At 74.5% G+C, this 24,343-nt stretch carries 21 protein-coding genes and 1 pseudogene; 5 read left to right on the forward strand and 17 right to left on the reverse strand.

What is annotated here, in order from left to right:
* Positions 1-2: 2 nt before the first annotated feature.
* Positions 3-1,166, reverse strand: a complete 1,164-nt coding sequence (locus AWW66_RS12835) for an LLM class flavin-dependent oxidoreductase (RefSeq protein WP_067364776.1) — start codon at positions 1,164-1,166, stop codon at positions 3-5.
* Between the two features lie 191 nt (positions 1,167-1,357).
* Between AWW66_RS12835 and AWW66_RS12840 the strand changes: the two genes are divergently transcribed.
* From AWW66_RS12840 to AWW66_RS12860, 5 genes are read left to right on the forward strand one after another with little or no spacing between them, the layout of a single operon-like run.
* Entirely contained in the window at positions 1,358-2,341 is a 984-nt protein-coding gene (locus tag AWW66_RS12840) for an aliphatic sulfonate ABC transporter substrate-binding protein (RefSeq protein ID WP_067364777.1), read from the forward strand.
* Positions 2,338-3,174, forward strand: coding sequence for an ABC transporter permease (locus tag AWW66_RS12845; RefSeq protein WP_067364780.1), 837 nt, complete (start codon positions 2,338-2,340; stop codon positions 3,172-3,174). The genes AWW66_RS12840 and AWW66_RS12845 overlap by 4 nt, the downstream gene beginning before the upstream one ends.
* Positions 3,147-3,878 (forward strand): ABC transporter ATP-binding protein, encoded by a 732-nt coding sequence (locus tag AWW66_RS12850; protein WP_067364782.1) that lies wholly within the window; start codon positions 3,147-3,149, stop codon positions 3,876-3,878. Before AWW66_RS12845 ends, AWW66_RS12850 begins: the two co-directional genes overlap by 28 nt.
* A gap of 16 nt (positions 3,879-3,894) precedes the next feature.
* The gene (locus tag AWW66_RS12855; protein ID WP_067364785.1) at positions 3,895-5,307 is read left to right on the forward strand and encodes a selenium-binding family protein; all 1,413 of its coding nucleotides are present in this window, start codon (positions 3,895-3,897) and stop codon (positions 5,305-5,307) included.
* The gene (locus AWW66_RS12860) at positions 5,304-5,966 is read left to right on the forward strand and encodes a hypothetical protein (protein WP_067364788.1); all 663 of its coding nucleotides are present in this window, start codon (positions 5,304-5,306) and stop codon (positions 5,964-5,966) included. The genes AWW66_RS12855 and AWW66_RS12860 overlap by 4 nt, the downstream gene beginning before the upstream one ends.
* A gap of 50 nt (positions 5,967-6,016) precedes the next feature.
* Here the strand turns inward: AWW66_RS12860 and AWW66_RS12865 are convergent, their stop codons facing one another.
* From AWW66_RS12865 to AWW66_RS12940, 16 genes and pseudogenes are all read right to left on the reverse strand, one after another.
* Positions 6,017-7,147, reverse strand: coding sequence for an LLM class flavin-dependent oxidoreductase (locus AWW66_RS12865; RefSeq protein WP_067364791.1), 1,131 nt, complete (start codon positions 7,145-7,147; stop codon positions 6,017-6,019).
* An 18-nt stretch (positions 7,148-7,165) separates the two neighbouring features.
* On the reverse strand, positions 7,166-8,308 hold the full coding sequence (locus AWW66_RS12870) for an LLM class flavin-dependent oxidoreductase (protein ID WP_067364794.1): 1,143 nt from the start codon (positions 8,306-8,308) through the stop codon (positions 7,166-7,168).
* A complete protein-coding gene (locus tag AWW66_RS12875; RefSeq protein WP_067364845.1) occupies positions 8,305-9,663 on the reverse strand; it encodes an NtaA/DmoA family FMN-dependent monooxygenase in 1,359 nt (452 codons plus the stop codon). The genes AWW66_RS12870 and AWW66_RS12875 overlap by 4 nt, the downstream gene beginning before the upstream one ends.
* A gap of 16 nt (positions 9,664-9,679) precedes the next feature.
* The gene (locus AWW66_RS12880) at positions 9,680-10,885 is read right to left on the reverse strand and encodes an LLM class flavin-dependent oxidoreductase (RefSeq protein WP_067364797.1); all 1,206 of its coding nucleotides are present in this window, start codon (positions 10,883-10,885) and stop codon (positions 9,680-9,682) included.
* A gap of 17 nt (positions 10,886-10,902) precedes the next feature.
* Entirely contained in the window at positions 10,903-12,549 is a 1,647-nt protein-coding gene (locus AWW66_RS12885) for a dipeptide ABC transporter ATP-binding protein (RefSeq protein ID WP_067364800.1), read from the reverse strand.
* On the reverse strand, positions 12,549-13,433 hold the full coding sequence (locus AWW66_RS12890) for an ABC transporter permease (RefSeq protein WP_083978453.1): 885 nt from the start codon (positions 13,431-13,433) through the stop codon (positions 12,549-12,551). Before AWW66_RS12890 ends, AWW66_RS12885 begins: the two co-directional genes overlap by 1 nt.
* Before the next feature lie 2 nt (positions 13,434-13,435).
* Positions 13,436-14,371, reverse strand: a complete 936-nt coding sequence (locus tag AWW66_RS12895) for an ABC transporter permease (protein WP_245648213.1) — start codon at positions 14,369-14,371, stop codon at positions 13,436-13,438.
* Position 14,372: 1 nt separating this feature from the next.
* Complete coding sequence (locus AWW66_RS12900) at positions 14,373-16,127, reverse strand: ABC transporter substrate-binding protein (protein ID WP_245648214.1); 1,755 nt, start codon at positions 16,125-16,127, stop codon at positions 14,373-14,375.
* 377 nt (positions 16,128-16,504) lie between these two features.
* On the reverse strand, positions 16,505-17,056 hold the full coding sequence (locus AWW66_RS12905) for a flavin reductase family protein (RefSeq protein ID WP_067364803.1): 552 nt from the start codon (positions 17,054-17,056) through the stop codon (positions 16,505-16,507).
* A gap of 59 nt (positions 17,057-17,115) precedes the next feature.
* On the reverse strand, positions 17,116-17,928 hold the full coding sequence (locus AWW66_RS12910) for a DUF1684 domain-containing protein (protein WP_067364806.1): 813 nt from the start codon (positions 17,926-17,928) through the stop codon (positions 17,116-17,118).
* Positions 17,929-18,113: 185 nt separating this feature from the next.
* Positions 18,114-18,494 carry a monovalent cation/H(+) antiporter subunit G gene (gene mnhG / locus AWW66_RS12915; RefSeq protein WP_067364809.1) on the reverse strand — a complete coding sequence of 127 codons (381 nt, stop codon included), beginning with the start codon at positions 18,492-18,494 and terminating at the stop codon, positions 18,114-18,116.
* Positions 18,491-18,757, reverse strand: coding sequence for a monovalent cation/H+ antiporter complex subunit F (locus AWW66_RS12920; protein ID WP_067364812.1), 267 nt, complete (start codon positions 18,755-18,757; stop codon positions 18,491-18,493). The genes mnhG and AWW66_RS12920 overlap by 4 nt, the downstream gene beginning before the upstream one ends.
* Complete coding sequence (locus AWW66_RS12925) at positions 18,754-19,389, reverse strand: Na+/H+ antiporter subunit E (protein ID WP_245648216.1); 636 nt, start codon at positions 19,387-19,389, stop codon at positions 18,754-18,756. Before AWW66_RS12925 ends, AWW66_RS12920 begins: the two co-directional genes overlap by 4 nt.
* Complete coding sequence (locus AWW66_RS12930) at positions 19,386-20,960, reverse strand: Na+/H+ antiporter subunit D (protein WP_067364814.1); 1,575 nt, start codon at positions 20,958-20,960, stop codon at positions 19,386-19,388. The genes AWW66_RS12925 and AWW66_RS12930 overlap by 4 nt, the downstream gene beginning before the upstream one ends.
* Positions 20,957-21,442 (reverse strand): Na(+)/H(+) antiporter subunit C, encoded by a 486-nt coding sequence (locus AWW66_RS12935; protein ID WP_067364817.1) that lies wholly within the window; start codon positions 21,440-21,442, stop codon positions 20,957-20,959. The genes AWW66_RS12930 and AWW66_RS12935 overlap by 4 nt, the downstream gene beginning before the upstream one ends.
* Positions 21,439-24,271: pseudogene (locus tag AWW66_RS12940) on the reverse strand (Na+/H+ antiporter subunit A). Before AWW66_RS12940 ends, AWW66_RS12935 begins: the two are co-directional and overlap by 4 nt.
* Positions 24,272-24,343 lie beyond the last annotated feature (72 nt).

Below are 24,343 nucleotides of genomic sequence, written 5' to 3' on the forward strand. Positions count from 1 at the left end.
GGTCAGGAGGTGGGGGTGGGGGTGGGGGCGAAGGGGATGGTGGGGGTCGGGGTGGGGGTGGGGGCGCCGGTGGGTGGGTGCCAGAGGCCCCGGGCGCGCAGGATGGGCAGGACGCCCTCGCCGAACCAGTACGCCTCCTCCAGGTGCGGGTAGCCGGAGAGTACGAACTCCTCGATGCCGAGCGCGTGGTACTCGGCGATCCGGTCGGCGATCTCGGCGTGGCTGCCCACCAGGGCGGTGCCCGCGCCACCCCGGACCAGGCCGACGCCGGCCCACAGGTTGGGCGCGACCACCAGGTCGTCCCGGGAGCCGTGGTGCAGGTCGAGCATCCGGCGCTGCCCCTCGGACTCGCTGCGGCGCAGCCCCGCCTGGACGGCCCGGACGTCGGCCTCGTCGATGCCGTCGAGCAGCCGGCGGGCCTGCGCCCAGGCCTCGTCGGCGGTGTCCCGCGCGATGACGTGCAGCCGGATGCCGAAGCGCAGCCGACGACCGGCCTCGGCGGCCAGGGACCGGATCCAGTCGAGCTTGCCGGCCACCTGGGCGGGCGGCTCCCCCCAGGTCAGGTAGACGTCGCTGTGCCGGGCCGCGACCGGGCCGGCGGCGGCCGACGACCCGCCGAAGTAGACCGGCGGGACCGGGTCGGGCGTCCGGCTCAGCCGGGCCCCCTCGACCCGCAGGTGGGGCCCGTCGTGGTCGACCGTCCCACCGCCCCACAGGGAGCGCACCACGTGCAGGAACTCGTCGGTACGGGCGTACCGGGCGTCCTTGTCGAGGAAGTCGCCGTACCCGCGCTGCTCGGCCGACTCGCCGCCGGTGACCACGTTGAGCAGCAGCCGGCCGCCGGAGAGGCGCTGGTACGTGGCGGCCATCTGGGCGGCCAGGGTCGGGGAGAGCAGCCCGGGACGGAAGGCGACCAGGAACTTCAGCCGTTCGGTGACCTCGGTCAGCATCGCCGTGGTCAGCCAGGCGTCCTCGCACCAGGCGCCGGTCGGGGTGAGCACGCCGACGAAGCCGAGCTGCTCGGCGGAGCGGGCGATCTGCCCGAGGTAGGCGACGCTCGCCGGCCGGACCGCCCCGGCGGCGCCGACCGGTACGCCGTGTCCACCACCGACGACGCCCCGGCTGTCGCCGGAGGTGGGCAGGAACCAGTGGAAGGTGAGCGACATCGGGGGCTCCTCCGGATGAGCGGGTGGGGTCGGGGTGCGGTCGACGGGCGGGCGTTCCTGATGGCCGGGACGACCACCCGAACAGACTATCGATAAAACCTACCGGATTAGTAGGCTACTGATCCGCGCCGACGCCCGTCGATCCGGCGCCCGACACCGACATCGATACGACAGACCGTTGAGGAGTCCGTATGCGTACCCCGCCCTGGTCCCACCCGATCTCCCGGCGCCGCCTCGGCACGGCCCTGCTCACCGCCGTGACGCTGGTCGCGGTCGGCGGGGCGGCCGGCTGCGGCGACGACGCCGGGGCCGGCGACGGCGACCCCGGCCCGCTGCGCATCGGCTACCAGCGCTTCGGCGGGCTGAGCCTGGTCAAGGCACGGGGCGCGGCCCCGGACGCGCAGTGGTCGCTGTTCGAGAGCGGGCCGGCGCTGACCGAGGCGCTCAAGGCCGGCTCGATCGACCTCGGCGAGGTCGGCGAGGCGCCCCCGGTCTTCGCCGCCGCCGGCAGGATCCCCTTCTCCGTGGTCGGCACCTCCGCGCCGGTCCCCCAGGGCGAGGCGGTGCTGGTCAAGGCGGACAGCCCGTACCGCACCTTCGCCGACCTGAAGGGCCGCACCGTCGCCCTCAACAAGGGCTCCAACGTGCACTGGCTGCTGGTCAGGCTGCTGGAGGCGAACGGCATGACCCTCGCCGACCTCGAGGTCCGGTACCTCAAGCCGGCCGAGGGGCGACCCGCCTTCGACAACGGGCAGGTCGACGCCTGGATCATCTGGGACCCGTACTTCGCCCTCACCGAGCGGCCCGACGTGCGGATCCTCGCCGACGCCACCGGCCTGGCCAGCAACCGTCAGTACCTGCTCGCCTCCCCCGAGGTGCTGGCGAGCAGGTCGGCCGAGCTGGGCACGTTCCTGCGGACGTTCCGCGAGGTCACCGACTGGGGCATCGCCAACCCCGACGAGCGGGCCAAGGTTCTCGCCCCCGAGCTGAAGATCCCCGAGGAGACCGCGCACCGGGCCCTCGCCCGCAGCGCCCAGCCGCTCGCCCCGGTCACCCCGGCCATCGGCGACGAACTCCAGGCCATCGCCGACGGCTTCGTCGCCCTGGAGCTCGTACCCGGTCCGGTCGACATCCGCTCCCGCATCGACGAGCGGTACGGCGAGGTCCTGCGGTGAGCGGCACGGTCCTGGCCGAGGCGCCGGAGCGGGCCGCCCGGCCCGCTCCGGTCCGCCCCGGCCGCCGGTACCGGCCGGGTGGGCGGTGGCGGCGCGCCGCCAGCCCGGTCCTGCTGGTCGCCGTCTGGGAGGCCGCCGCCCGGTCCGGGGTGCTGTCGCCGGAGAAGCTGCCCGCGCCGAGCGCGGTGCTGGCCACCGGCTGGCGGCTGGCCCGCGACGGCACCCTCGCCACCCACCTGCTCGACTCGCTCACCCGGGCCGGCCTCGGCCTGCTGATCGGCGGCGGGCTCGCCCTCCTGCTCGGCGCCGTGGCCGGGCTGCTGCGCCTCGGTGACGACCTGGTCGACCCGCCGGTGCAGATGGCCCGGATGCTGCCCCACCTGGGCCTCGTCCCGCTGCTCATCATCTGGGTCGGGATCGGCGAGTCGCTCAAGATCAGCCTGGTCGCGCTCGGCGCGTTCTTCCCGATCTACTTCAACACCTACGCCGGCATCCGGGACATCGACGAACGGCTGGTCGAGGCGGCCCGGACCTGCGGGCTGGGGCTGCTCGCCCGGCTGCGGCACGTGGTGCTCCCCGGCGCGCTGCCGGCGCTCTTCCTCGGGCTGCGCCTGGCCATCGGGGCGGCCTGGCTGAGCCTGGTGGTCGGCGAGCAGGTCAACGCCCAGACCGGCATCGGGTTCCTGATGATGGAGGCCCGCGAGTTCAGCCAGACCGACGTCGTGGTGCTCGGCCTGGTCGTCTACGCCCTGCTGGGGCTGCTGTCCGACCTCGCCCTGCGGGTGGCGGAGAGGAGGACGCTGACGTGGCGACGCGGACTGCGCGCGAGCTGACCCCGGCCCCGCCGGTGCTCACCGCGCGGGCGGTACGCCGGGCGTTCGGGCCGACCACCGTGCTGGCCGGGGTGGACCTGGACATCGCCGGCGGCGAGGTGGTCGCGCTGCTCGGCGGCAGCGGCTCCGGCAAGAGCACCCTGCTGCGGATCCTCGCCGGCCTCGACCGCGAGGCCACCGGCGAGACCACCGTGCACGGCACCGCCGCCGTGGTGTTCCAGGAACACCGGCTGCTGCCGTGGAAGCGGGTGGCGCACAACGTGGCCCTCGGCCTGTCCGGGCCGGACGTGGCCGGGCGGGTGGACCGGGCGCTGGCCGAGGTCGGGCTCGCCGACCGGCAGCGGGCCTGGCCCGCCGAACTCTCCGGCGGGCAGGCGCAGCGGGTGGCCGTGGCCCGTGCCCTGGTCCGCGCCCCCGACCTGCTCCTGCTCGACGAGCCGTTCGGCGCGCTCGACGCGCTCACCCGGCTGCGGATGCAGGGCCTGCTGCGCCGGCTGCGCGCCGAGCACGGCTTCGCCGCCCTGCTGGTCACCCACGACGTGGAGGAGGCGCTGCTGCTCGCCGACCGGGCGCTGGTCCTCGACGGCGGGGTGATCGCCGAGGAACTGCCCGTGCCGCTCGGCCCCACCCGCACCCCGGACGACCCGGCCTTCGGCGCGCTGCGCCGCCGCCTGCTCGACCGCCTCGGCGTCCCCACCCCCTGACCGAACGGAGGCTTCGATGACCCGCTGGACCCCCGACCCCACCTTCTACCCCTCCCCCGGGCAGGCCGCGACCGCGCCGCCGGAGAAACTGGCGTACGTGGCGGCGTTCGACCGCTCGGCGCGGCGGCCCGACGCGATCGTGGTGCTCGACACCGACCCCGACTCCCCCGACTACGGCCGCGTGGTCGGCTGGACCGACCTGCCGCACACCGGCGACGAGCTGCACCACTTCGGCTGGAACGCGTGCAGCAGCGCGCTCTGCCCGACCGCCCCGCACCCGCACGTGGAACGGCGCTACCTGATCGTGCCCGGCCTGCGCTCGTCCCGGGTGCACGTCTTCGACACCCAGCCCGACCCGCGCCGGCCCCGGCTGACCAAGGTGATCGAGGCGGACGAGCTGGCCGACCGGGCCGGCTACTCCCGGCCGCACACCGTCCACTGCGGACCGGACGGGATCTACCTCTCCGCGCTCGGCGGCGCCGACGGGCGCGACGGCCCCGGCGGCATCGCGGTGCTCGACCACACCACCTTCGACGTGCGCGGCCGGTGGGAGGCCGACCGGGGGCCACAGCACCTGGCGTACGACTTCTGGTGGCACCTCAACCACGACGTGCTGGTCACCAGCGAGTGGGGCACCCCGTCGATGATCGAGGACGGCATCGTCGGCGAGCTGCTGCTCGGCCGCCGGTACGGCCACGCGCTCCACTTCTGGGACCTGGCGACCCGGCGGCACGTGCAGCGGGTCGACCTCGGCGACCAGTACCAGATGCCGCTGGAACTGCGCCCCGCGCACGACCCGACCCGGACGTACGGCTTCGTCGGGGTGGTGGTCAGCGTCGAGGACCTGTCCGCCTCGGTCTGGCTGTGGCACCGGGAGGTCGGCGGGGACGGCTGGGCGGTCACCCGGGTCATCGACATCCCCGCCGAGCCGGCCGACCCGGCCGACCTGCCGGACCTGCTCAAGCCCTTCGGGGCGGTACCGCCGCTGGTCACCGACATCGACCTGTCGGTCGACGACCGGTTCCTCTACGTCTCCTGCTGGGGCACCGGGGAGCTGCGCCAGTACGACGTCAGCGACCCGTTCCACCCGGTGCTCACCGGGTCGGTGCGCCTGGGCGGCATCGTCGCGCGCACCGCCCACCCGGCCGCCCCGGACGAGCCGCTGGCCGGCGGCCCGCAGATGGTCGAGGTGAGCCGGGACGGCCGGCGGGTGTACGTCTCGAACTCCCTCTACGGCGCCTGGGACGACCAGTTCTACCCGGACGGGGTGGGGGCCTGGCTGGCCAAGCTCGACGTCCCCACCGACGACGGCGGGCTCGTCCCGGACCCGCGGTTCTTCCCGCGCGGGGAGGAGTTCCGGGGGCTGCGCGTGCACCAGACCCGGTTGCAGGGCGGGGACGCCTCCTCCGACTCGTACTGCTTCCCGTGACCGGCGCGGCGTGGGCGACGCTGGTCGCCCTCGGCGCGTTCCACGGACTCAACCCGGCGATGGGGTGGCTCTTCGCGGTGGCCCGGGGGTTGCAGGAGCGCAGCCGGGCCGCGCTGCTGGGCTCGCTGCCCCCGGTCGCCCTGGGCCACCTGGCCTCCGTCGCGGTGGTCGCCGCGCTGGTCAGCGCCACCCGGTCGGTCACCGCGAGCACGGTGGTGACGGTCGTCGGCGGGCTGCTGCTGGTCGGGTTCGGCCTGTGGCGGCTGCTCTCCGCACGTCACTTCCGCTGGGCCGGGATGCGGCTGTCGGCGGCGCAGCTCGCCGGCTGGTCGTTCCTGATGTCCTCGGCGCACGGCGCCGGGCTGATGCTGCTGCCGGTGCTGCTCACCGACCCGGTGGGCGACGCCGGCGGGCACGTTGGGCACCCGGCCGGTGGGTCGGCGGGCGCTCTGGTCGGCGACGCGGCGGTGGGGGCACTGCCGGGCCTGGCGGCGGCCGGGGTGCACACCGTCGCCATGTTCGGCACCGCGCTGCTCGTCGCCGTGCTGGTCTACGAGGTGCTCGGGGTGGGGGTGCTGCGCCGGGCCTGGTTCAACGTGGACCGGCTCTGGGCCGGGGTGCTGGTGGCCGCCGGGCTGGTGACCCTGCTGCGCGCCTGACGCGGGCCGGGCCCGACCCGGGGCGCGGGGTGGCGGCCCCGCGTCCCGGGTCAGCCGCCCTGCGCCCACTCCTTGGCGAGCAGCTCGTACGAGGCGACCCGGTCCCGGTGGTCGTGGGTGATGGTGGTGATCAGCAGCTCGTCGGCGCCGGTGGCGTCGCGCAGGGTCCGCAGCCGCTCGGCCACCACCTCCGGGGCGCCGACGAACTGGGTGTCCACCCGATCGGCGACCAGGAGCCGGTCCTCCTCGGTCCAGGGCTGCGCGGCGGCCTCCTCCGGCGTGGGGTACGGGATCGCCCCGTCGCCGCTGCGGATGCTGCGCACCCAGAGCCCGTACGGGGCGGCCAGCCGGCGGGCGGTGTCGTCGTCCGGGGCCACCACGACGTCGGCGGAGACCACCACGTACGGCTGCGCCAGCCGCGCCGAGGGGCGGAACGCCGCCCGGTACGCCCGCACCGCGTCCAGCACGGCGGCGGGCGCGACGTGGTAGTTGGCCGCGAACGGCAGGCCCAGCGCGCCGGCCAGTTGGGCGCTCTCCCCGCCGCTGCTGCCGAGCAGCCAGACCGTCAGCTCCGCGCCCTCCCCCGGCACCGCGTGCGCGTCCAGGCCGGTGGCGTCGGTGTAGTCGCCGCGCAGCAGGGCCAGGATGTCGGCGACCTGCCGGGGGAAGTCGGGTGACTCGGCGCCGGGCGGGTGCAGCAGCGCGTTGTGCAACGCGAACCGGGGCGAGGCGAGCAGCTTGGCGAAGGAGAACGGCGGCGGGATCAGCAGCCCGTCGACCACCCGGTACGGCTCCGGGGCCGGTGGCTCGACCGGCGGTTGCGGTGCGCTCAGGCCCCGGCGTTGGCCGGAGCGGCCCAGCCCCAGGTCGACCCGGTCCGGGTAGAGGGCGGCGAGGGTGCCGAACTCCTCCACCACGGACAGCGCCGTACGGTGGCCGAGCTGCACCGCCGCCGACCCGACCCGGATGTGGCCGGTGGCCGCCGCCACCTGGCCGATCAGCACGGCCGGGGCGGAGCTGGCCACCCCCCGGGCGAGATGGTGCTCGGCGAGCCAGTACCGGTGGTACCCGACCTGTTCAACCCGCCGGGCCAGGTCGATGGTGTGGCGCAGGGCGTCGGCGACCCCGCCCCCGGTGGGGACCGGCGACAGGTCGAGCACGGACAGCGGCGTCGGTGACATGGGTTCCTCCCGTTCGGATCAGACAGGGGCGGACAGCGGCGGCGGGCCGGCCCGACCGTCGGCGGCGACGGTGACGGCGGCCGGCGGGCCGGTGACGCCCGGCCCGGGGGACGTCCCGGCGGGGTGCAGCGGGCGGCTGGGGATCTCGCGGCGCAGCACCGGGGCGACCTCGGCCTGGAACAGCTCCAGGCTGCGCCGGTGCTGGTCGTCGGTCAGCCCGTCCCGGTCGGCGGTCAGGTGGATCACCTCGTGGCCGAGCCGCTCGTGCTGGCGCAGCACCTTCTCGGCGATCTGCTGCGGGCTGCCGACCAGCATCGAGCTGCGCTCGAGGGCGTCCTCCAGGGTCGGGAAGACCGGGTCCACCCCGGCCCTGCGGAACGCGGCGAGCCGGGCCTCGAAGATCGGGCGGTACCGCTCGACCGCCTCCTGCGAGGTGGGCGCGGTGTGGAAGCCGGCGGTGCCGGCGCCGACCAGGGCGTCGGCGGGGCCGTGCCCGTGGTGCGCCCAGCGGTCCCGGTAGTGGCGGACCAGTTCGGCGTACGGCGCAATGGGGTTGGTCACGTTGGCGGAGAAGAGCGGGTCGCCCCAGCGGGCGGCCAGCTCCACGGACTCCCGGCTGGTGGCGCTGCCGTGCCAGACCCGGACCGGCCGCTGCAACGGGCGGGGCCACACCTCGGCCTCGTGCAGCGGCGGGCGGAACCGGCCGGACCAGGTGACCTTCTCCTCCCGCCAGAGCCGCCGGAACAGCTCGTAGCCCTCCCGGTTGCGGTCCCACTGGTCGGCGGCGGTGACGTGGAAGAGCTCGGCCTGGGCGGACCCGTTGCCCTTGCCGATGATCAGTTCGAGCCGGCCGCCGGAGAGGTGGTCCAGGGTGGCGTAGTCCTCGTAGGCGCGGACCGGGTCGAGCAGGCTGAGCGTGGTGACCGCGGTGAAGAGCCGGATGGTCCGGGTGCGCGCGGCGATGTGGCTGAGCACCACCGGCGGCGAGGAGGAGATGAAGGGGTACTCGTGCCGCTCGCCCACGCCGTACCCGTCGTAGCCGAGCTCCTCGGCGATCACCGCGTTGTCGACCACCTCGCGGAACCGGTCGGTGGTGCTGCGCCGGTGACCGGTGACCGGGTCCGGCAGGTGGGTGATCAGGGTGATCAGCAGGAACCTCACGCCGGCACCGGCCCCCTCCCGGCCGGCGCGGGCACCGGCAGGCCGAGGTGCTCGCGCAGGGTGGTCCCGGTGTACCCGGTGCGGAACACGCCGCGCTCGCGCAGCAGCGGGACCACCCGGTCGACGAACTCGTCCAGCCCGCCGGGGGTCAGGTGCGGCACCAGGATGAAGCCGTCGGCGGCATCGGACTGGACGGCGTGGTTCATCTGCTCGGCGACGCTGGCGGGGGTGCCGATGAACGACTGCCGCCCGGTGACCTCGATGACCAGGTCACGGATGCCCAGGCCCTTCTCCTGCGCCAGGGCCCGCCACTGCCGGGCGGTGGCGACCGGGTCCCGGGAGAACCGGGTCCGTCCCTGGCTGATGGTGTCGGCGGAGACGTCCGGGTCGTGCGCCGGCAACGGCCCCTCCGGGTCGTACCCGGACAGGTCCCGGTTCCAGAGCTGCTCCAGCAGCAGGATCGCGGTCTGCGGGCTGACCTGCTGGCGGCGGATGTGGTGGGCGCGTTCCTGCGCCTCGGCGTCGGTGTCGCCGAGCACGACGGTGGCCCCGGGCAGGATCTTCACCGCGTCGGGGGCGCGTCCGTTGCGGACCACCCGGGCCCGGACGTCGGCGTGGAACGCCTGCCCGGCCTCCAGCGTGCCGTGCCGGGAGAAGATCAGGTCGGCGTGGGCGGCGGCGAAGTCCCGCCCGTCCGGCGAGTCGCCGGCCTGGATGACCACCGGGTGGCCCTGCGGGCTGCGCGGCACGGTGAAGTGCCCGCTGATGTCGAACTGCTCGCCGACGTGGGTGAACGCGCCCGGATCCGCCTCGGCCAGGTACCGCCCGGTGGCGCGGTCGCCGGGCACCGCGTCCGGTGCCCAGGAGTCCCACAGCTCGCGGGCGGTCCGGACGAACTCGCCGGCCCGCTCGTAGCGCAGCGCGTGGTCGAGGTACCCGCCCCGGCGGAAGTTCTCCCCGGTGAACGCGTCGGAGGAGGTGACCACGTTCCACGCCGACCGGCCGCCGCTGAGGTGGTCCAGGGTGGCCAGTTGCCGGGCCAGTTCGTACGGCTCCCGGAAGGTGGCGTTGAGGGTGCCGGCCAGCCCCAGGTGGGTGGTGACCGACGCCAGGGCGGCCAGCACGGTGAGGGTGTCCGGCCGGCCCACCACGTCCAGGTCGTGGATCCGGCCGCGCTGCTCGCGCAGCCGCAGCCCCTCGGCGAGGAAGAAGAAGTCGAACGTCCCCCGCTCGGCGGTCCGGGCCAGGTGGGTGAAGGAGGCGAAGTCGATCTGGCTGCCGGCGGCCGGGTCGCTCCAGACGGTCTGGTTGTTCACGCCGGGGAAGTGCGCGGCGAGGATGATCTGCTTGGGCACGGTCGTCTCCTCCACGTCAGGCGGGCACCGGGGCGTACCGGTTGACCGGTCGGGGCAGGCCGAGCAGGTCGCGCAGGGTGCCGCCGGGGTAGCGGTCGTGGTACAGCCCCCGGTCCCGCAGCGCCGGCACCAGCGCCCGGGTGATGGTGGTCAGGTCGTCGGGCAGGACGGCGGGGCGCAGCCGGACGCCGTCCACCCCGGCCCGGTGCCACTCGGCGATCAGGTCGGCGAGCTGTCCGGGGGTGCCGGTGACGACCGCCGCGTCGCTGGTGAGCGGGGCGCCGTCGAGGGCGTCGAGCCGGTCCCGGCGATGCCGGGCGGCCGACGGGGTGTCGCCGAGGACGACGACCAGGTCGGCGAGGATCCGCAGCGGCGGGCCGGTCCGACCGGCGGCCCGCTCGGCGGCGCGGACCGCGGCGACGACGGCGGCGGCGTGCCCGGCGTCGGCGGGGGTGACGAAGACCAGGTCGGCGCTGCCGGCGGCGAAGGCGTACGGCACCGTGTCGTGCGCCAGCGCGGCGACGACCGGCTGCCCCTGCGGGGGCCGGGGCACGATGGACGGTCCCTTGACGTCGAACCAGCGACCGGCGAAGTCGACGTAGTGCAGCCGGTCCCGGTCGATGAAGCGGCCGGTGGCGACGTCCCGGATCACCGCGTCGTCCTGCCAGCTGTCCCAGAGCCGCCGGACCACCTCGACCACGTCGGCCGCCTCGGCGAACAGGTCGGCGAGGAGGGCGGCGCCGGCCGGGGTGTCGAGCTGGTCGGGCCGCAGCTCGGGCACCTCCCGCCGGCCGAAGAGCCGGGCCTCGCTGCGGCGGAACGAGACCCGGGGCTGCCAGCCGGCCCGCCCCTGGCTGACGTGGTCGAGGGTGGCGATCGCGGTGGAGACGTGGAACGGCTCGCTGTGCGTGGTCCCGGCGACCGGGACCAGCCCGATGTGCCGGGTCAGCGGGGCGACCCGGGCGGCGACCAGCACCGCGTCGAGCCGCCCCCGGACCTGGTCGGTACGCCCGTCCGGGCCGTCGGGGCGGGTCGACTGCAACGCGAGGGAGTCCTCGACGGTGACCAGGTCCAGGGTGCCCCGTTCGGCCTCGGTGACCAGCCCGGCCCAGTAGCCCGGGGTGAACGGCGCGTCGGCGGGGGCGGTCGAGAGCCGCCACGCGGCGGGGTGCCAGCCGAGGCCGTCGAGGGCCACGGCGAGCAGCGGATACGGTCGGGGCATGGTTCTCCTCCTGGCGGTCAGCCGACGGCGGTGAGCGTGGGCAGCGCGGCGAGCAGGCTCCTGGTGTAGTCGTGGCGGGGATGGGTGAAGACGTCACCGACCGGGCCCTGCTCCACCACCGCGCCGTCGTGCATGACCAGCACCCGGTCGCTGAGGTGGTGGACCACGCCGAGGTCGTGGGAGATGAACAGCAGGGCGGTGCCGTCGGCGGCCTGGATGTCGGCGAGCAGGTCGAGGACGTGGGCCTGGACCGAGACGTCGAGGGCGGAGACCGGCTCGTCGCAGATGATCAGGGCCGGTCGGCAGGCGATGGCGCGGGCGATCGCCACCCGCTGCCGCTGCCCGCCGGAGAGCTGGCGGGGGTGGCGGTCCAGCACGTCCGGGCCGAGGCCGACCCGGTCCAGCAGTTCCGCCACCCGGTCGCGGCGCTGCGCCCGGCCCGCCGGCCGGTCCAGGTTCTCGGCGACGATGCGCTCCACCCGGTACCGCGGGTCGAAGGAGCCGAGCGGGTCCTGGGAGATCAGTTGCAGCCGGCGCCGCAGCGGCCGGCGACGCCGCTCCGGTACGCCGGACCAGGGCTGCCCGGCGAACCGGACCGTGCCGGCGTCGGCGGGCAGGAGACCGAAGAGCAGTTGCGCGACGGTGGTCTTGCCGGAGCCGGACTCGCCCACCAGCCCGACGGTCTCCCCCCGGCCGACGGTGATCGAGACGCCCCGGACCACCTCCCGGGAGCCGTACCGTTTGACCAGGCCGTCCGCCTCGATCACCGGGTCGTCGGCAGCGGCGGTCCGGGTCGGCAGGGCGATCCGGCGCAGCGCCGGGACCGTGCACTCCACGCTGAGCCGGGCCGGGGTGGCGAGCCGGCGACCCCGGGAGGAGGCCGACGGCACCGCGTCGAGCAACTGCCGGGTGTACGGGTGCCGGGGCGCGTGGAGCAACTGCCGGGGCGGGCCCTGCTCGACCACCTCCCCGGCGCGCATCACCAGCACCCGGTCGGCGAGTCGGGCGACCACCGCCAGGTCGTGGCTGATCAGCAGCAGCGCCGAGCCGGCCGCCCGGCGTTCGGCGAGCAGCCGCAGCACCTGCGCCTGCACGGTCACGTCGAGCGCGGTGGTCGGCTCGTCGGCGATCAGCAGGGACGGCTCGCCGGCGATGGCCGAGGCGATCAGCGCCCGCTGGCGCAGCCCGCCGGAGAGCTGGTGCGGGTACTGCCGGGCCCGCAGTTCCGGCTCCGGCACGTGCACCTCGGTGAGCAGCCGGGTGACCCGGGCGGGCCGCTCCCGCCGGCTGGCGATGTCGTGGGTGCGCAGCACCTCGTCGATCTCCGCGCCGACCGTGCGCAGCGGGTCCAGCGAGACCAGGGCGTCCTGGAGGACCAGGCCGGCGACCCGGCCGCGGATTCGCCGCCAGTCCCGGGGCCGGTGCCCGCGCACGTCGACGCCGGCCAGGTCGAGGCGGGCGGCGCGGACCGTGGCGGTCGGGCCGGCGAGCCCGACCAGGGTCCGGGCGGTGACGCTCTTGCCCGACCCGGACTCCCCCACGATCGCCACGCACTCCCCCGCCTCGACGGTGAGGTCGACCCCGCGCACCGCCGCCACCGTCCGCCCACCCGGGGCGGCGAAGTCGACGTGCAGGTCCGCCACGTCGACCAACGGGCCGGCCATCAGTCCTCCCGCCCGTCGAAGCGGCGCTGCAACCGGCGGCCGAGGACGGTCAGCGAGATCACCGTCAGGGTGACCGCGACGCCCGGCAGGATGGTGCCCCACCAGGCCACCCGCAGGTAGTTGCGCCCCTCGGAGAGCATCGCGCCCCACTCGGGGGACGGCGGTTGCGGGCCCATGCCGAGGAAGCTGAGCCCGGAGGCGGCGAGGATCGCGTCGCCCAGCCCGATCACGGCGAGCACCGGGATCGGGCCGACGACGTTGGGCAGCACGTGCCGCAGCACCAGCCGCGGCCGGGACAGGCCGAAGGCGACGGCCTGCTCCACGTACCCGGCCCGACGCACCAGCAGGGTCTGGGCGCGGACCACCCGGGCCAGGTGCGGCAGCAGGGCGATGCCGATGGCGATGGTCAGGCTGGCCGTGCCGGGGCCGACGATCGCGATGAACAGCAGGGCCAGCAGCAGCATCGGGAACGCCGACAGCGCGTCGAGGCTGCGGCTGAGCGCCTCGTCGGCGAGCCGGTGGGCCAGGCCGGCGAGCAACCCGACCAGCACCCCGGCGGTGACCGCGATGCCGGTCGCGGCGGCGCCGATGGCCAGCGAGTGACGGGCGCCGTGCACCACCCGGGTCCACACGTCCCGGCCGAGGTGGTCGGTGCCGAACCAGTGGGTCGCGTCGGGTGGGGCGAGCACCCGCAGCGGGTCGGCGGCGAGCGGGTCGCCCGGCGCGATCAGCTCCGGCCAGGCCGCCGCCAGCAGCACCAGGGCCAGGTACGCCCCGGCGACGACGAGACCGGGCCGGACGCCGCGCCGCCGGGCCGGCCGCGCCGGTGTGCTGGTCAGCGCCGGGGCGAGCAGGCCGGGCGACTCGGGCAGGGTGACGGTCATCGTCAGCTCCTTCTCAGGCGCGGGTCGACGAGCAGGTACGCCAGGTCGGCGAGGGTGTTGACGGCCACGTAGACGGCGGCGGAGAGGGTCACCACGGCCAGCACCACCGGCATGTCCCCGGAGGTCACCGCGTTCAGCACGACCTGGCCGAGGCCGGGCCGGCCGAAGACCTGCTCGACGATGATGGTCGAGCCGATGAGCAGGCTGAACTGCCAACCGGCCAGGGTGACCACCGGCAGCAGGGCGTGCCGGAGCACGTGCCGCAGCAGGACCACCCGTTCGACCACCCCCCGGGCCCGCGCGGTGAGCACGAACGGCTCCTCCAGGGCCCGGTCCAGGCTGTCGCGCAGCACCTGGGCGAGCAGGCCGGCGATCGGCAGGGCCAGGGTGACCGCCGGCAGCACCAGGGCGGCCAGGCCCTGGTCGCCGGAGACCGGGAACAGCCCGAACCGGAACGACAGCACGCTGAGCAGCACGATGCCGATCAGGAACGCCGGGGTGGAGACCAGCACCAGCTCCACGGTGGAGACCCCCCGGCGCAGCCAGGGGCGACGCGGTCCGGCGGTGGTCAGCGCGGCGAGCAGGGCGAGCAGCACGCCCAGCGCGGCGGCGGCAGCGGCCAGCGTGAAGGTGGGGCCCACCTGCTCGCCGATGACCTCGGCGACCGGCCGCTGCAACAGGTACGACCGGCCGAGGTCGCCGCCGGCGAGCCGCCACAGGTAGTCGAGGTACTGCACCAGGGCGGGCCGGTCCAGCCCCCACTCCCGCATGATCTCGGCGCGGATCTCCGGGGTGTCCGGGCCCTCGCCGACGATGCTGTCCACGATGTCGCCGGGGGCGGCCAGCAGGGCCAGGTACGCCGCGGTGGCGGCGATCCAGAGCACCAGCAGGCCGGCCGCCACCCGGCGCAGCACCGGGCGCAGGGTCGCGCCGCTCACGTCACTTCCCGAGCCACAGGTCGTACGCGCCAGCCGGCACGCCGGCCGTGGGTTCGAACGTCACACCCCCGACCGCGACGCTGGCGGCGATCTGGTCGGCCGGGGCGTACAGCGGCAGGAACAGGGCCAGCTCCCGCACGGCCCGCTGCTGGATGTCGGCGTAGATCGCGGCCCGCCGGGCCGGGTCGCTGGCGGCCTGGCCGGCTTCGAGGAGGTCGTCGAGGCGCGCGTCGTTGATCTTGGTCCGGTTCACCGTTCCGTCGGTGTGCAGCAGCAGGTTCAGCGACAACCCGGCGTCGGTGTCGGCGCGGGAGTTGTCGAAGACCTCGTACTCGTTGTCGGCGAACGCCTGGTTCCAACTGCCCAGGTCGACCTGGGCCACGTCGAGGTCGATGCCGGTGCTCTGCTTCACCGCCGCCTGCACCGCCTGGGCCAGCACGTCGCGGCGGTCCCGCAGGTACGGCGCGGCCTGCAGCAGCCGGACGGTGAGCCGCGTGCCGGCCTTGGTCCGGAAGCCCTCGGCGTCCCGCGCGGTCCAGCCGGCCTCGTCGAGCAGCCGGTTGGCCCGCGCGACGTCCCCGCTGAGGCCACCCTCCAGGCGCTTGTCGTACAACCTGCTGGACGGGCTGACGACGCTCCACGCCCGGGTGGCGGTGCCCTGGTAGACCGCCTGGAGCACGGCGTCGACGTCGACCGCCTCCTGGAACGCCTGGCGGACCCGGATGTCGTCGAAGGGCGGCCGGGAGGTGTTGAGGTAGTAGCCGTACGACGAGCCGGAGTTCAGCTCGCGGGTCAGCCGCAGCGCGGGGTTCCCGGTGATCAGGGGCTGGTCGGTGGCGGGCACCCCCTCGATGAGCTGCACCTGCCCGGAGGTGAGCGCGCCGACGCGGACCGCGGACTCCTTGAGGAACCGGTACGTGATGGTCTCCAGGTGGGCCGGCCCGGTGTGCGTGGCGTGCGGCGGCGGCGTGGCGTAGTCGGGGTTGCGCCGGTACCGCAGCTCCTGCCCGGGGACGTAGGCCTCCAGCACGAACGGCCCGGTGCCGGCCACGTCCACCCCGCCGGCCTTGAGGTTCTTGGCCTCCCGCAGCGACTTCGGCGACACCTGGGCGCCCTGCGGGGAGGCCAGGAAGTCGAGGATCAGCACGTCCGGGGTGCTGAGCACGAGCCGGACCGTACGCGGGTCGACCACCTCGACGGTCTTGAGGTTGCGCAGTTGCACGGCGGAGACGGCCGGGTTGTACTCCGGCTCGCGGAGCTTGTCCAGATTGGCCTTGACGGTGGCGGCGTCGAAGGTCTCCCCGTCGGTGAACCGGATTCCGTCGCGCAGCCCGATGGTGTACGTCAGCCCGTCGGGCGAGACCTGGTAGCCGGTGGCCAGCCAGGGCACGACCCGTCCCTCACGGTCGTAGGTGAGCAGCGACTCGAAGCTGTTCCACACCAGCAGCCGGGCCTTGGCCTGCGAGTACTGGTGGGGATTGAGGGTGATCGGCTCGGTCTCCACCGCCCAGGTGAGCGAGCCGCCGCTGCGGGGTTGGCCGGCGTCGGTGGGGGCGGCCGATCCGGTCGAGCAGGCGGCGGTGAGGACGAGCAGGGGTACGAGCGCGGCGACGGCGAGTCGACGCGGGCGACCAGCGGGCATGCGTGGATGCTCCTGTCGGGCAGGGGTGATGGCCACCAGGGACCGCACCGGGTACCGGGCGGTGTGCGGCGGGCCGGAGGAGGCGACGGTGGGCTGCTCGACGCTGAGCCCCACCGGTGACGACGTACGGGTCCGGAGCGCAGGCGGGAACCACACCGGTGCGGGGCGGTGCGGCCCGCACCGGGCGACGGTGCCGGGCTACGGCGCGTTCCGGGCGGACGTACGGGACGGGAGCAGACGTGCCGGGGTGACGCGGACGGACCAAGGTGGTGGTGCCGGAGTGGACGTGCCAGGGTGGAGCGAAACGTGCCGGGCGGAGCCGAGGTGCGGGGCGGTGCGGATGTGCGGGGTGGGCGCGTGAGGTGCGCCGGACGGCAGGGCACAGCCGGGCCGGGACAGGGGCGAGCGGCGTTTCGGGGCACAGCACACCGACGCGGAGCCGGTGGTGGAACGCGGGCGAGCCGGGCGGTCGGGGTCGCCGACCGGTCAGGCTACGGCCGGGCAGGCCGGGGTGGCGCAGGCCGGGGTGCGGCCGTCGGGCCGAGCCCGGCGTACCGACCCCGATGATACAGCAGCGGCGAGCCGGGACCGGCGTGCCGAACCAGCTCCGGCTCGGCCAGCACGATCGCGTGGTCCCCGGCGACGACCCGCTCCACCACCCGGCAGAGTAGCCAGGCCAGGGTGTCGTCGAGAATGGGCACGTCCTGCGGCCCCGGCTGCCAGCGGGTCCCGGCGAAGCGGTCGACGCCGCTGGTGGCGAAGCGGCTGGCGAGGGCCTGCTGGCGGTGGGAGAGCAGGTGCACCGCCACGTGCCGGGCGCCGGCCACGGTCGGCCAGCTCGACGAGCCGAGGTCGAGGCAGAACGAGACCAGCGGCGGGTCGAGCGACACCGACGTGAACGAGGTGGCGGTGAAGCCGACCGGGGGCGGGCCGGGGGCGGTCACCACCGTGACGGTGCTGGCCTGGTGCCGCAGCAGGGCGCGCAGCGAGTCGGCGTCGGCGTCGACGGGTGTGGCGGAGTGCGGGTCGAGGGACAAGGTCATCACGGTCCTCCCGGTGGCGGTGACCCCGCCGGCGCGGCGGGTGAGGGAAGAGTCGGCGGTCAGCCGCGTTCGTACGGGATCCGTTCGCCGGCCGTCACGGCGACCGGGAGCCGGTTCTCCGCCGGGGGCAGCGGACAGGTGGCGTGGTCGGTGTACGCGCAGGGCAGGTTCACCGCCCGGTTGAAGTCCAGCACCACCCCGCCGTCCGGGTCCGGGGCGTCGACCTGGAGGGACCGGTTCGCGGCGTACGTGGTGACCCCGGAGGTGGCGTCGGTGAACAACACGGTCAGGCTGCCCGGCGTCCGGCCGTTGAAGGCGGTCAGCGTCAGCGGCGTGCCGTCCACGGTGAACTCGATCCGGCCGGGGGCGTCGTAGACGTGGCTGAGCCCCGCCACGGCGGCGCCCACGGTGGTCGGGCGGGGCTCGGGGAAGGCGACGTACCGGCCCGCGAGCACCCAGCGCGGATCCGGCTCGAACGCCGGGGTGCCCCGGTAGTCGACCCGCAGCGGGTTATCGGGGTGGCGGGGGCGGAGGATGTCCCGCCCGCCGCGGCGGGCCACCTCGACCACGGCGTCGCCGAAGGCGGCGGTGACCTCGGTGCGCTCGGCGAGGACGCCGAAGCTGTGCGCCCGCTCGACCGGCGCCCCGTCGACGAGCAGCACCTCCCCCTCCGCGAGGGTCACCACCACCCCCTGCGGGCCGGTCCGCCACTCGCCGGGCGCGTCCGGGAAGCGCTGCGGCGTCGCGGACAGCCAGTAGAGCCCGGTGACGGCGAGGAACCCGTGCGGGTCGGCGAGGGCGGTCTCGTGCCGCCGGTGCCACTGCGCCCACTCCCGGGCGAACGCACCGGTCTCGACCTGGTCGATGCTCATGATCCTCCTCGCCTGGCGCATCGGCGGCTGGGAATCGAATCTAACCCGCACCCCCAATTCTGCGCAATCCCTACAGGATAAGTAGGTAATTCCTCACCGGGTAATTCGGGGCAGAACGAACCGTCGCCGCGCACAGCAGGCGGGCGACGGTTCGGGTGGGTGGGTGAGCGGACCGGGTGGGCGGGTCAGGTCGGCGCAGCGCCGCGCTGGCGATCCTGGGTGATCCGGTCGATGTGGGCGGCGAGTTCGTCGGTGAGCAGCAGGTCGGTGCGGATCTGCTCGTCCGGGTACGCGGCCCGGCCGACCATGTGCGCCGCCACCGGGGCGGTGGCGAGCTGGAAGAGCCCGACCAGGACCAGCGTGGTGATGTCCACCCCGGTCCGCAGCCGCAGGCCGCAGCCGACCAGCACCAGCAGCAGGCCGAGGACCTGCGGCTTGGCCGAGGCGTGCATCCGCGAGAGCAGGTCGGGGAAGCGCACCAGGGCGACCCCGGCGGCGAGGCAGAGCAGCGCGCCGGCGATGAGGCAGCCGGCGGCGACGATGTCCAGCACGGTGTCCACGCTCATCGGCTGTTGTTCTTCCGGGCGGCGAAGCGGGCCACGCTGACCGAGCCGATGAACCCGAGGATGGCGAGGACCACCAGCACCGGCAGGGCGGTCGTGTCCCGGCTGTACGCGGCCTCGGTGGCGATGCCGGCGACCATGACCGCCAACAGCACGTCGGTGGCGACCGCGCGGTCCAGGGTGGACGGCCCGCGCATCAGCCGGACCATGGTGAGCCCGCCGGCCACGGCGAGCAGGGCGGTGACGATCACGGCGACCACGGTCATCTCGCGGCTCCTTCCACGTCGGCGGCGGTGGACGGGGTGTTCGGGGCGGGCTCGGCCAGCCGGCGGCGCTCCTCCGGTGAGCCGATGGCGTTCACGATCCGCGCCTCCAGCTCCAGCACGCTGCGGCGGAACCGCTCCACCTCCTCCCGGCTGCGCACGTTGATCACGTGCACGTAGAGGGTGCCGGTGCTCCGGTCCACCTCCAGGATGAGGCTGCCGGGGACCAGGGACAGCGCCTCGGCGGTGAGGGTGAGGTTGAGGTCCGAGGTGACCCGCAGCGGCACGGCGATGATCGCGCTGCGCGGGGTGTGCCCGAAGCGCAGCGCCAACCAGGCGATCTCCGCGCTGGCCACCACCAGGTCGTAGCAGAACCGCAGCACGAACCGCAGCGACGGCAGCAGCCGGACCCGGCCGGAGAACTTCACCGGCGGCAGCGGGAAGACCGCCAGCACGATCAGCGCCACGACCAGGCCGCTGAGGATGTTCGCCCAGCTCAGGGTGCCCCAGAGCAGCACCCAGATGACGATCAGGCCGATCACCGCGGTGACCTTGTTGCGCCGCCGGTCGCGCGGGGTCAGCGGCGGGTTCGGCTGCTCGATCGTCTCCTGCGTCACGGTCGACTCGGCGCTCACGGCGTACCACCCGGGTAGACGGCTTCCACGTACGGTGCCCGCCGCATCAGGTCGTCGGCGGCGTCGGTGCTGATCTCGAAGAGCGGACCGGCCACCACGGTCAGCGCCAGCCCGAGCACCACCAGCGCGATGGTCGGCGCGACCATCAGCCGGGGCAGCATCGCCCCCGAGTACCCCTTGTCCGGCTCCTCGTACGGCTCGAGGGCGCCCGCCGAGCGGGTGGTGTGCGTGTCCTGCGGGCCGGGCATGTCCGGGTGCGGCGCCCGCCAGAAGGCCAGGTTCCACACCCGCGCGGTGGCGTAGAGGGTGAGCAGGCTGGTCAGCAGGCCACCGGCGACCAGCGTCCAGGCCAGCGGCCCGCCGTCGTCCACCCCGGCCTGCACCAGGCCGAGCTTGCCCAGGAACCCGGAGAACGGTGGGATCCCGGCCAGGTTGAGCGCGGGGATGAAGAACAGCACGCCGAGCAGCGGGGAGAGCCGGGCCAGGCCGCCGAGCCGGTCCAGGGCGGTGCTGCCACCCCGGCGTTCCACCAGACCGGCGGCGAGGAACAGGGTGGTCTGGATGGTGATGTGGTGCACCACGTAGAAGATCGCGGCGGAGAGCCCGAGCTGGGTGGTGAGCCCCACCCCGAACAGCATGTACCCGATGTGGCTGATCAGGGTGAACGACAACAGTCGTTTGATGTCGGACTGGGCGACCGCGCCGAGGATGCCGACGATCATGGTCAACCCGGCCACGACCAGCAGCAGGGTGGCGGTGCGCCCGCCGGGGAAGAGCAGCGTCTCGGTCCGGATGATCGCGTACACGCCGACCTTGGTCAGCAGGCCGGCGAAGACGGCGGTGACCGGGGCCGGCGCGGTCGGGTAGCTGTCCGGCAGCCAGGCCGACAGCGGGAAGACCGCCGCCTTGATGCCGAAGGCGAGCAGCAGCATGCCCTGGAGCAGCAGGCGCAGGTTGTCCGGCAGCGCGTCGAGCCGGTCCACGAGCTGGGCGAGGTTCAGCGTGCCGGTCGAGGCGTAGACCAGGCCGATCGCGATCAGGAAGATCAGCGAGGAGAGCAGGCTCACCACCACGTACGTGGTACCCGCCCGGATCCGGGTCTCGGTGCTGCCCAGGGTCAGCAGCACGTAGCTGGCGACCAGCAGGATCTCGAAGCCGACGTAGAGGTTGAACAGGTCACCGGAGAGGAACGCGTTGCAGACGCCGGCGGTCAGCACCAGGTACGTCGGGTGGTAGACCGACATCGGCGTCTCCTCGTCGCCGTCGGCCATACCCTGCCCGATGGAGTACACCAGCACGCAGAGCGTCACCGCGGCGGAGACCACCAGCATGAGCGCGGCGAGCTGGTCGGCGACGAGCACGATGCCCAGCGGGGCCGCCCAGCCGCCGACCGCCACCACCTGCGGGCCGTCGACGGTCGCGTAGAACAGCAGCAGGGCGGCCACCGCCACGGTGGCGGTGAGCACGGTGAGGCTGACCAGCCGTTGCAGCCGGGGCCGGCCGGCGAGCAGGAGGGCCAGCGCCGCGCCGAGCAGCGGCATGACCACCGGCAGGGGTACCAGGAACGTCACCGGGACCTCCCCGCGTCCTCGGCCGGGCGGCCGGCGCCGACGGGCCGGTCGGGGCCGTCGGTCGGGTCGCCGTCGAGGTCGTCGCCGTCACCCTCGCCGATGTCGGCGGTGCCGGGGCCCTCGTCGCGGTCGGCCAGTTCCATGATGCGGCGGTCCTCCACGTCGTCCTGCACCTCGTCGTGCCCGACCAGGTGCCAGCTGCGGTACGCCAGGGCCAGCAGGAACGCGGTCATGCCGAGGGTGATCACGATGGCGGTGAGCACCATCGCCTGGGGCAGCGGGTCGCTCATCTCCCCTTCCGGGGTGGTGCCGACGATCGGCGCCCCGCCGGCCTTGCCACCGGTGAGCAGCAGCAGGTTGGCGCCGTTGCCGAGCAGGATGACGCCCATCAGCACCCGGGTCAGGCTGCGTTCCAGCAGCAGGGTGACGCCGGCGGCGAAGAGCACGCCGACCACCAGGACGTAGGTCAGGTTCGGGGTCACACCAGCTCCTTCGTCCGCACGTCGTCCTGCTCGGCCTCGGTCTGACGGTCCATCTCGGCGCCGAGGCTGCGCAGGATGTCCAGCACCAGCCCGACCACGATCAGGTAGACACCGATGTCGAAGAACGCCGACGTCACGAAGTGGACCTTGCCGAGTACCGGTACGTAGAAGTCCAGCAGGGCGCTCTGCAGGAACTCGCCGCCGAGCAGCATGGCCGTCAGGCCGGTGCCGACCGCGACGAACAACCCGGCGCCCAGCACCGCGCCGGCGTCCACCGGCGCGGCGGCGTTCAGCTCGGTACGCCCGCCGGCCAGGTACCGCACGGCCAGCGCGAGGCCGGCGACCAGCCCGGCGGCGAACCCGCCGCCCGGGGGCGTTGTGCCCGGAGAAGAGCAGGTACACCGAGAAGAGCACGATCGCGTGGAACAGCACCCGGGTGACCACCTGGAGGATGACCGACTGCCGGCGGGCCTCCGGGCCGGTGCCCATCTTCAGCCAGCGCGGACCGCCGGCGGGCTGCTCCCCCGCCTGGTGCGGGATGGCGCTGCGCTGGCCGAGGTCCCGGGTGCGCCGGAAGATCAGGCTGGCCACGCCGGTGGCGGCCACCACCAGCACGGCGATCTCGCCCATGGTGTCCCAGGCGCGGATGTCCACCAGGGTCACGTTGACCACGTTCTTGCCGCCGCCGTACGACACCGACTCCTCGGGGAAGGCGACGGAGATGGGGGTCGCCAGCCGGCCGCCGGCCGCGACGTACGCCATCCCGGCGGTCACCGCGCCGACCGCCACGCCGATCGCGATCCGGCCGCGCCGGCTGGAGCGGATCGGGCGTTCCGAGAACTTCGCCGGCAGTCGGCGCAGCACCAGCACGAACATCGCGATCGTGACGGTCTCCACCAGGAACTGCGTCAGCGCGAGGTCGGGAGCGCCGTGCAGGATGAACATCAGCGCGATGCCGTACCCGGAGACCCCGACCAGGATCATCGCGGTCATCCGGCGCAGCGCGCGGGCGGCGGAGACCGCCGCGACGATGATCACGGCGGCGGCGACCGCCTGCAACGGGGTGTCCCAGAGCTGGAAGTTGCGCGGCCACGGGCTGCCGGCCAGCAGCACCCCGCCGGGCAGGACGACCAGCACGACCAGGATCACGCCGAGGTAGAACGGCAGCGAACCACGCTGGGTGGCACCGGTCAGCTCCACCGCCAGCCGGTCCACCCCGCCGATCACCTTGTGGTAGACCGAGGCGCCGTCGAACGGCAGCCGCAGCGCCGGGTGCAGCCGGTGCCGGTGCAGCAGGTAGAAGATCCCGACGCCGGTGGCCACGGCGAGCACCGACAGGCCGAGGGCGAGCGTGGGCCCGTGCCAGAGGGCCAGATGGTAGGGCGTCTCGACGCTCGGGTACTGGTCGGCGTACGGGGCGAGCAGCCGGTCGATCGCGGGGGCGAACGCGCCGACGCCCAGGCTGCCGACGGCGAGCAGGGCCGGGGCGGCCAGGAACGCCCACCCGGGGCGGCCCGACTCGGTGGGCTGCACCCCCGGCTTGGTGGCGAAGGCGCCCCAGAGGAAGCGCAGCGTGTACGCGACGGTCAGCGCGGACCCGAGGATCAGGCCGGCCAGGACCAGCCGGTCACCGGCGTTGCCGTGCAGGAAGCCCTCGAAGGCGGCCTCCTTGGCGACGAACCCTGCCATCGGCGGCAGCCCGGCCATCGAGGCGGCGGCGAGCGTCGCCGTGATGGCCAGGGCGGGCGCGCGGCGCCCGAGCCCGCTGAGTTCCCGCACGTCGCGGGTGCCGGTCTGGTGGTCGACGACCCCGACCACGAGGAAGAGGGTGGCCTTGAACAGCGCGTGGGCCAGCACCATCGCCACGCCGGCCAGCGCGGTGTCCCGGGTGCCGGCGCCGAGGACCACCATGAGCAGGCCGAGCTGGCTGACCGTGCCGTAGGCCAGCAGCAGTTTGAGGTCGACCTGGCGCAGCGCCGACCAGGCGCCGAGGAACATGGTGATCAGGCCGCCGGCGAGCAGGGTCACCCGCCACGACGTGACGCCGACGACCGCCGGCCCCATCAGGGCGACCAGGAAGACACCGGCCTTGACCATGGCGGCTGCGTGCAGGTACGCGCTGACCGGGGTGGGCGCGGCCATCGCGCCGGGCAGCCAGAAGCTGAACGGGAAGATCGCCGACTTGCTCAGCGCGCCGAGCAGGATGAGCACCAGGGCGACGGCCAGGTACGTGCCGCCGGGCAGGTCCTGGGCGACCTCGGACCACCGGTAGGTGCCCGCGTGCTGGCCGAGCATGATGAAGCCGGCGAGCATCGCCAGGCCGCCGAGGGTGGTCACCAGCAGGGCCTGCATCGCCGCGCGACGGCTGGACCGCTTGGCCGGGTCGTACCCGATCAGCAGGTACGAGAAGACGGTGGTCAGCTCCCAGAAGACGTAGAGCAGCACCAGGTCGTCGGAGACGACCAGCCCCAGCATGGCCCCGGCGAACGCGACGAAGACGGCGGCGAACCGGCCCAGGCCGGGATCACCGGCGGTGAAGTACCGGGCGCTGTAGGCCAGCACCAGCGCGCCGACGCCGCCGACGAGCACCACCATCAGCCACGCGAGGGTGCCCATCCGCAGGGCGATCTCCAGCCCGACCTGCGGCACCCAGGGGATGGTCTCGACCACCGGGTCACCGCCCCGGACCTGGCCGGTGTGGGCCAGCGCCCAGCCGAACGTCGCCGCCGGGGGCAGCGCCACCAGGTACAGCGCCCGGGGGCCCCAGCTACGCACCAGCGCCGGGGCGACCACGGCTGCCAGCGCATGGACCGCCACCAGAACCAGCACACAACCTCCCCAGAGATCAACAGACGGTGCCACTACCCTACCGGGGTACACCCCGAACCGCACAGGTCGTGA

Source organism: Micromonospora rosaria (genome assembly GCF_001567585.1).
GTDB lineage: Bacteria > Actinomycetota > Actinomycetes > Mycobacteriales > Micromonosporaceae > Micromonospora > Micromonospora rosaria.

Excerpts from the sequence above, each read along its gene's own strand:
- AWW66_RS12835 (WP_067364776.1), bottom strand. The coding sequence starts at position 1,166 with ATGTCGCTCACCTTCCACTGGTTCCTGCCCACCTCCGGCGACAGCCGG.
- AWW66_RS12840 (WP_067364777.1), top strand. The coding sequence starts at position 1,358 with ATGCGTACCCCGCCCTGGTCCCACCCGATCTCCCGGCGCCGCCTCGGC.
- AWW66_RS12855 (WP_067364785.1), top strand. The coding sequence starts at position 3,895 with ATGACCCGCTGGACCCCCGACCCCACCTTCTACCCCTCCCCCGGGCAG.
- AWW66_RS12865 (WP_067364791.1), bottom strand. The coding sequence starts at position 7,147 with ATGTCACCGACGCCGCTGTCCGTGCTCGACCTGTCGCCGGTCCCCACC.
- AWW66_RS12880 (WP_067364797.1), bottom strand. The coding sequence starts at position 10,885 with ATGCCCCGACCGTATCCGCTGCTCGCCGTGGCCCTCGACGGCCTCGGC.
- AWW66_RS12885 (WP_067364800.1), bottom strand. The coding sequence starts at position 12,549 with ATGGCCGGCCCGTTGGTCGACGTGGCGGACCTGCACGTCGACTTCGCC.
- AWW66_RS12890 (WP_083978453.1), bottom strand. The coding sequence starts at position 13,433 with ATGACCGTCACCCTGCCCGAGTCGCCCGGCCTGCTCGCCCCGGCGCTG.
- AWW66_RS12905 (WP_067364803.1), bottom strand. The coding sequence starts at position 17,056 with ATGACCTTGTCCCTCGACCCGCACTCCGCCACACCCGTCGACGCCGAC.
- AWW66_RS12910 (WP_067364806.1), bottom strand. The coding sequence starts at position 17,928 with ATGAGCATCGACCAGGTCGAGACCGGTGCGTTCGCCCGGGAGTGGGCG.
- mnhG (WP_067364809.1), bottom strand. The coding sequence starts at position 18,494 with ATGAGCGTGGACACCGTGCTGGACATCGTCGCCGCCGGCTGCCTCATC.
- AWW66_RS12920 (WP_067364812.1), bottom strand. The coding sequence starts at position 18,757 with ATGACCGTGGTCGCCGTGATCGTCACCGCCCTGCTCGCCGTGGCCGGC.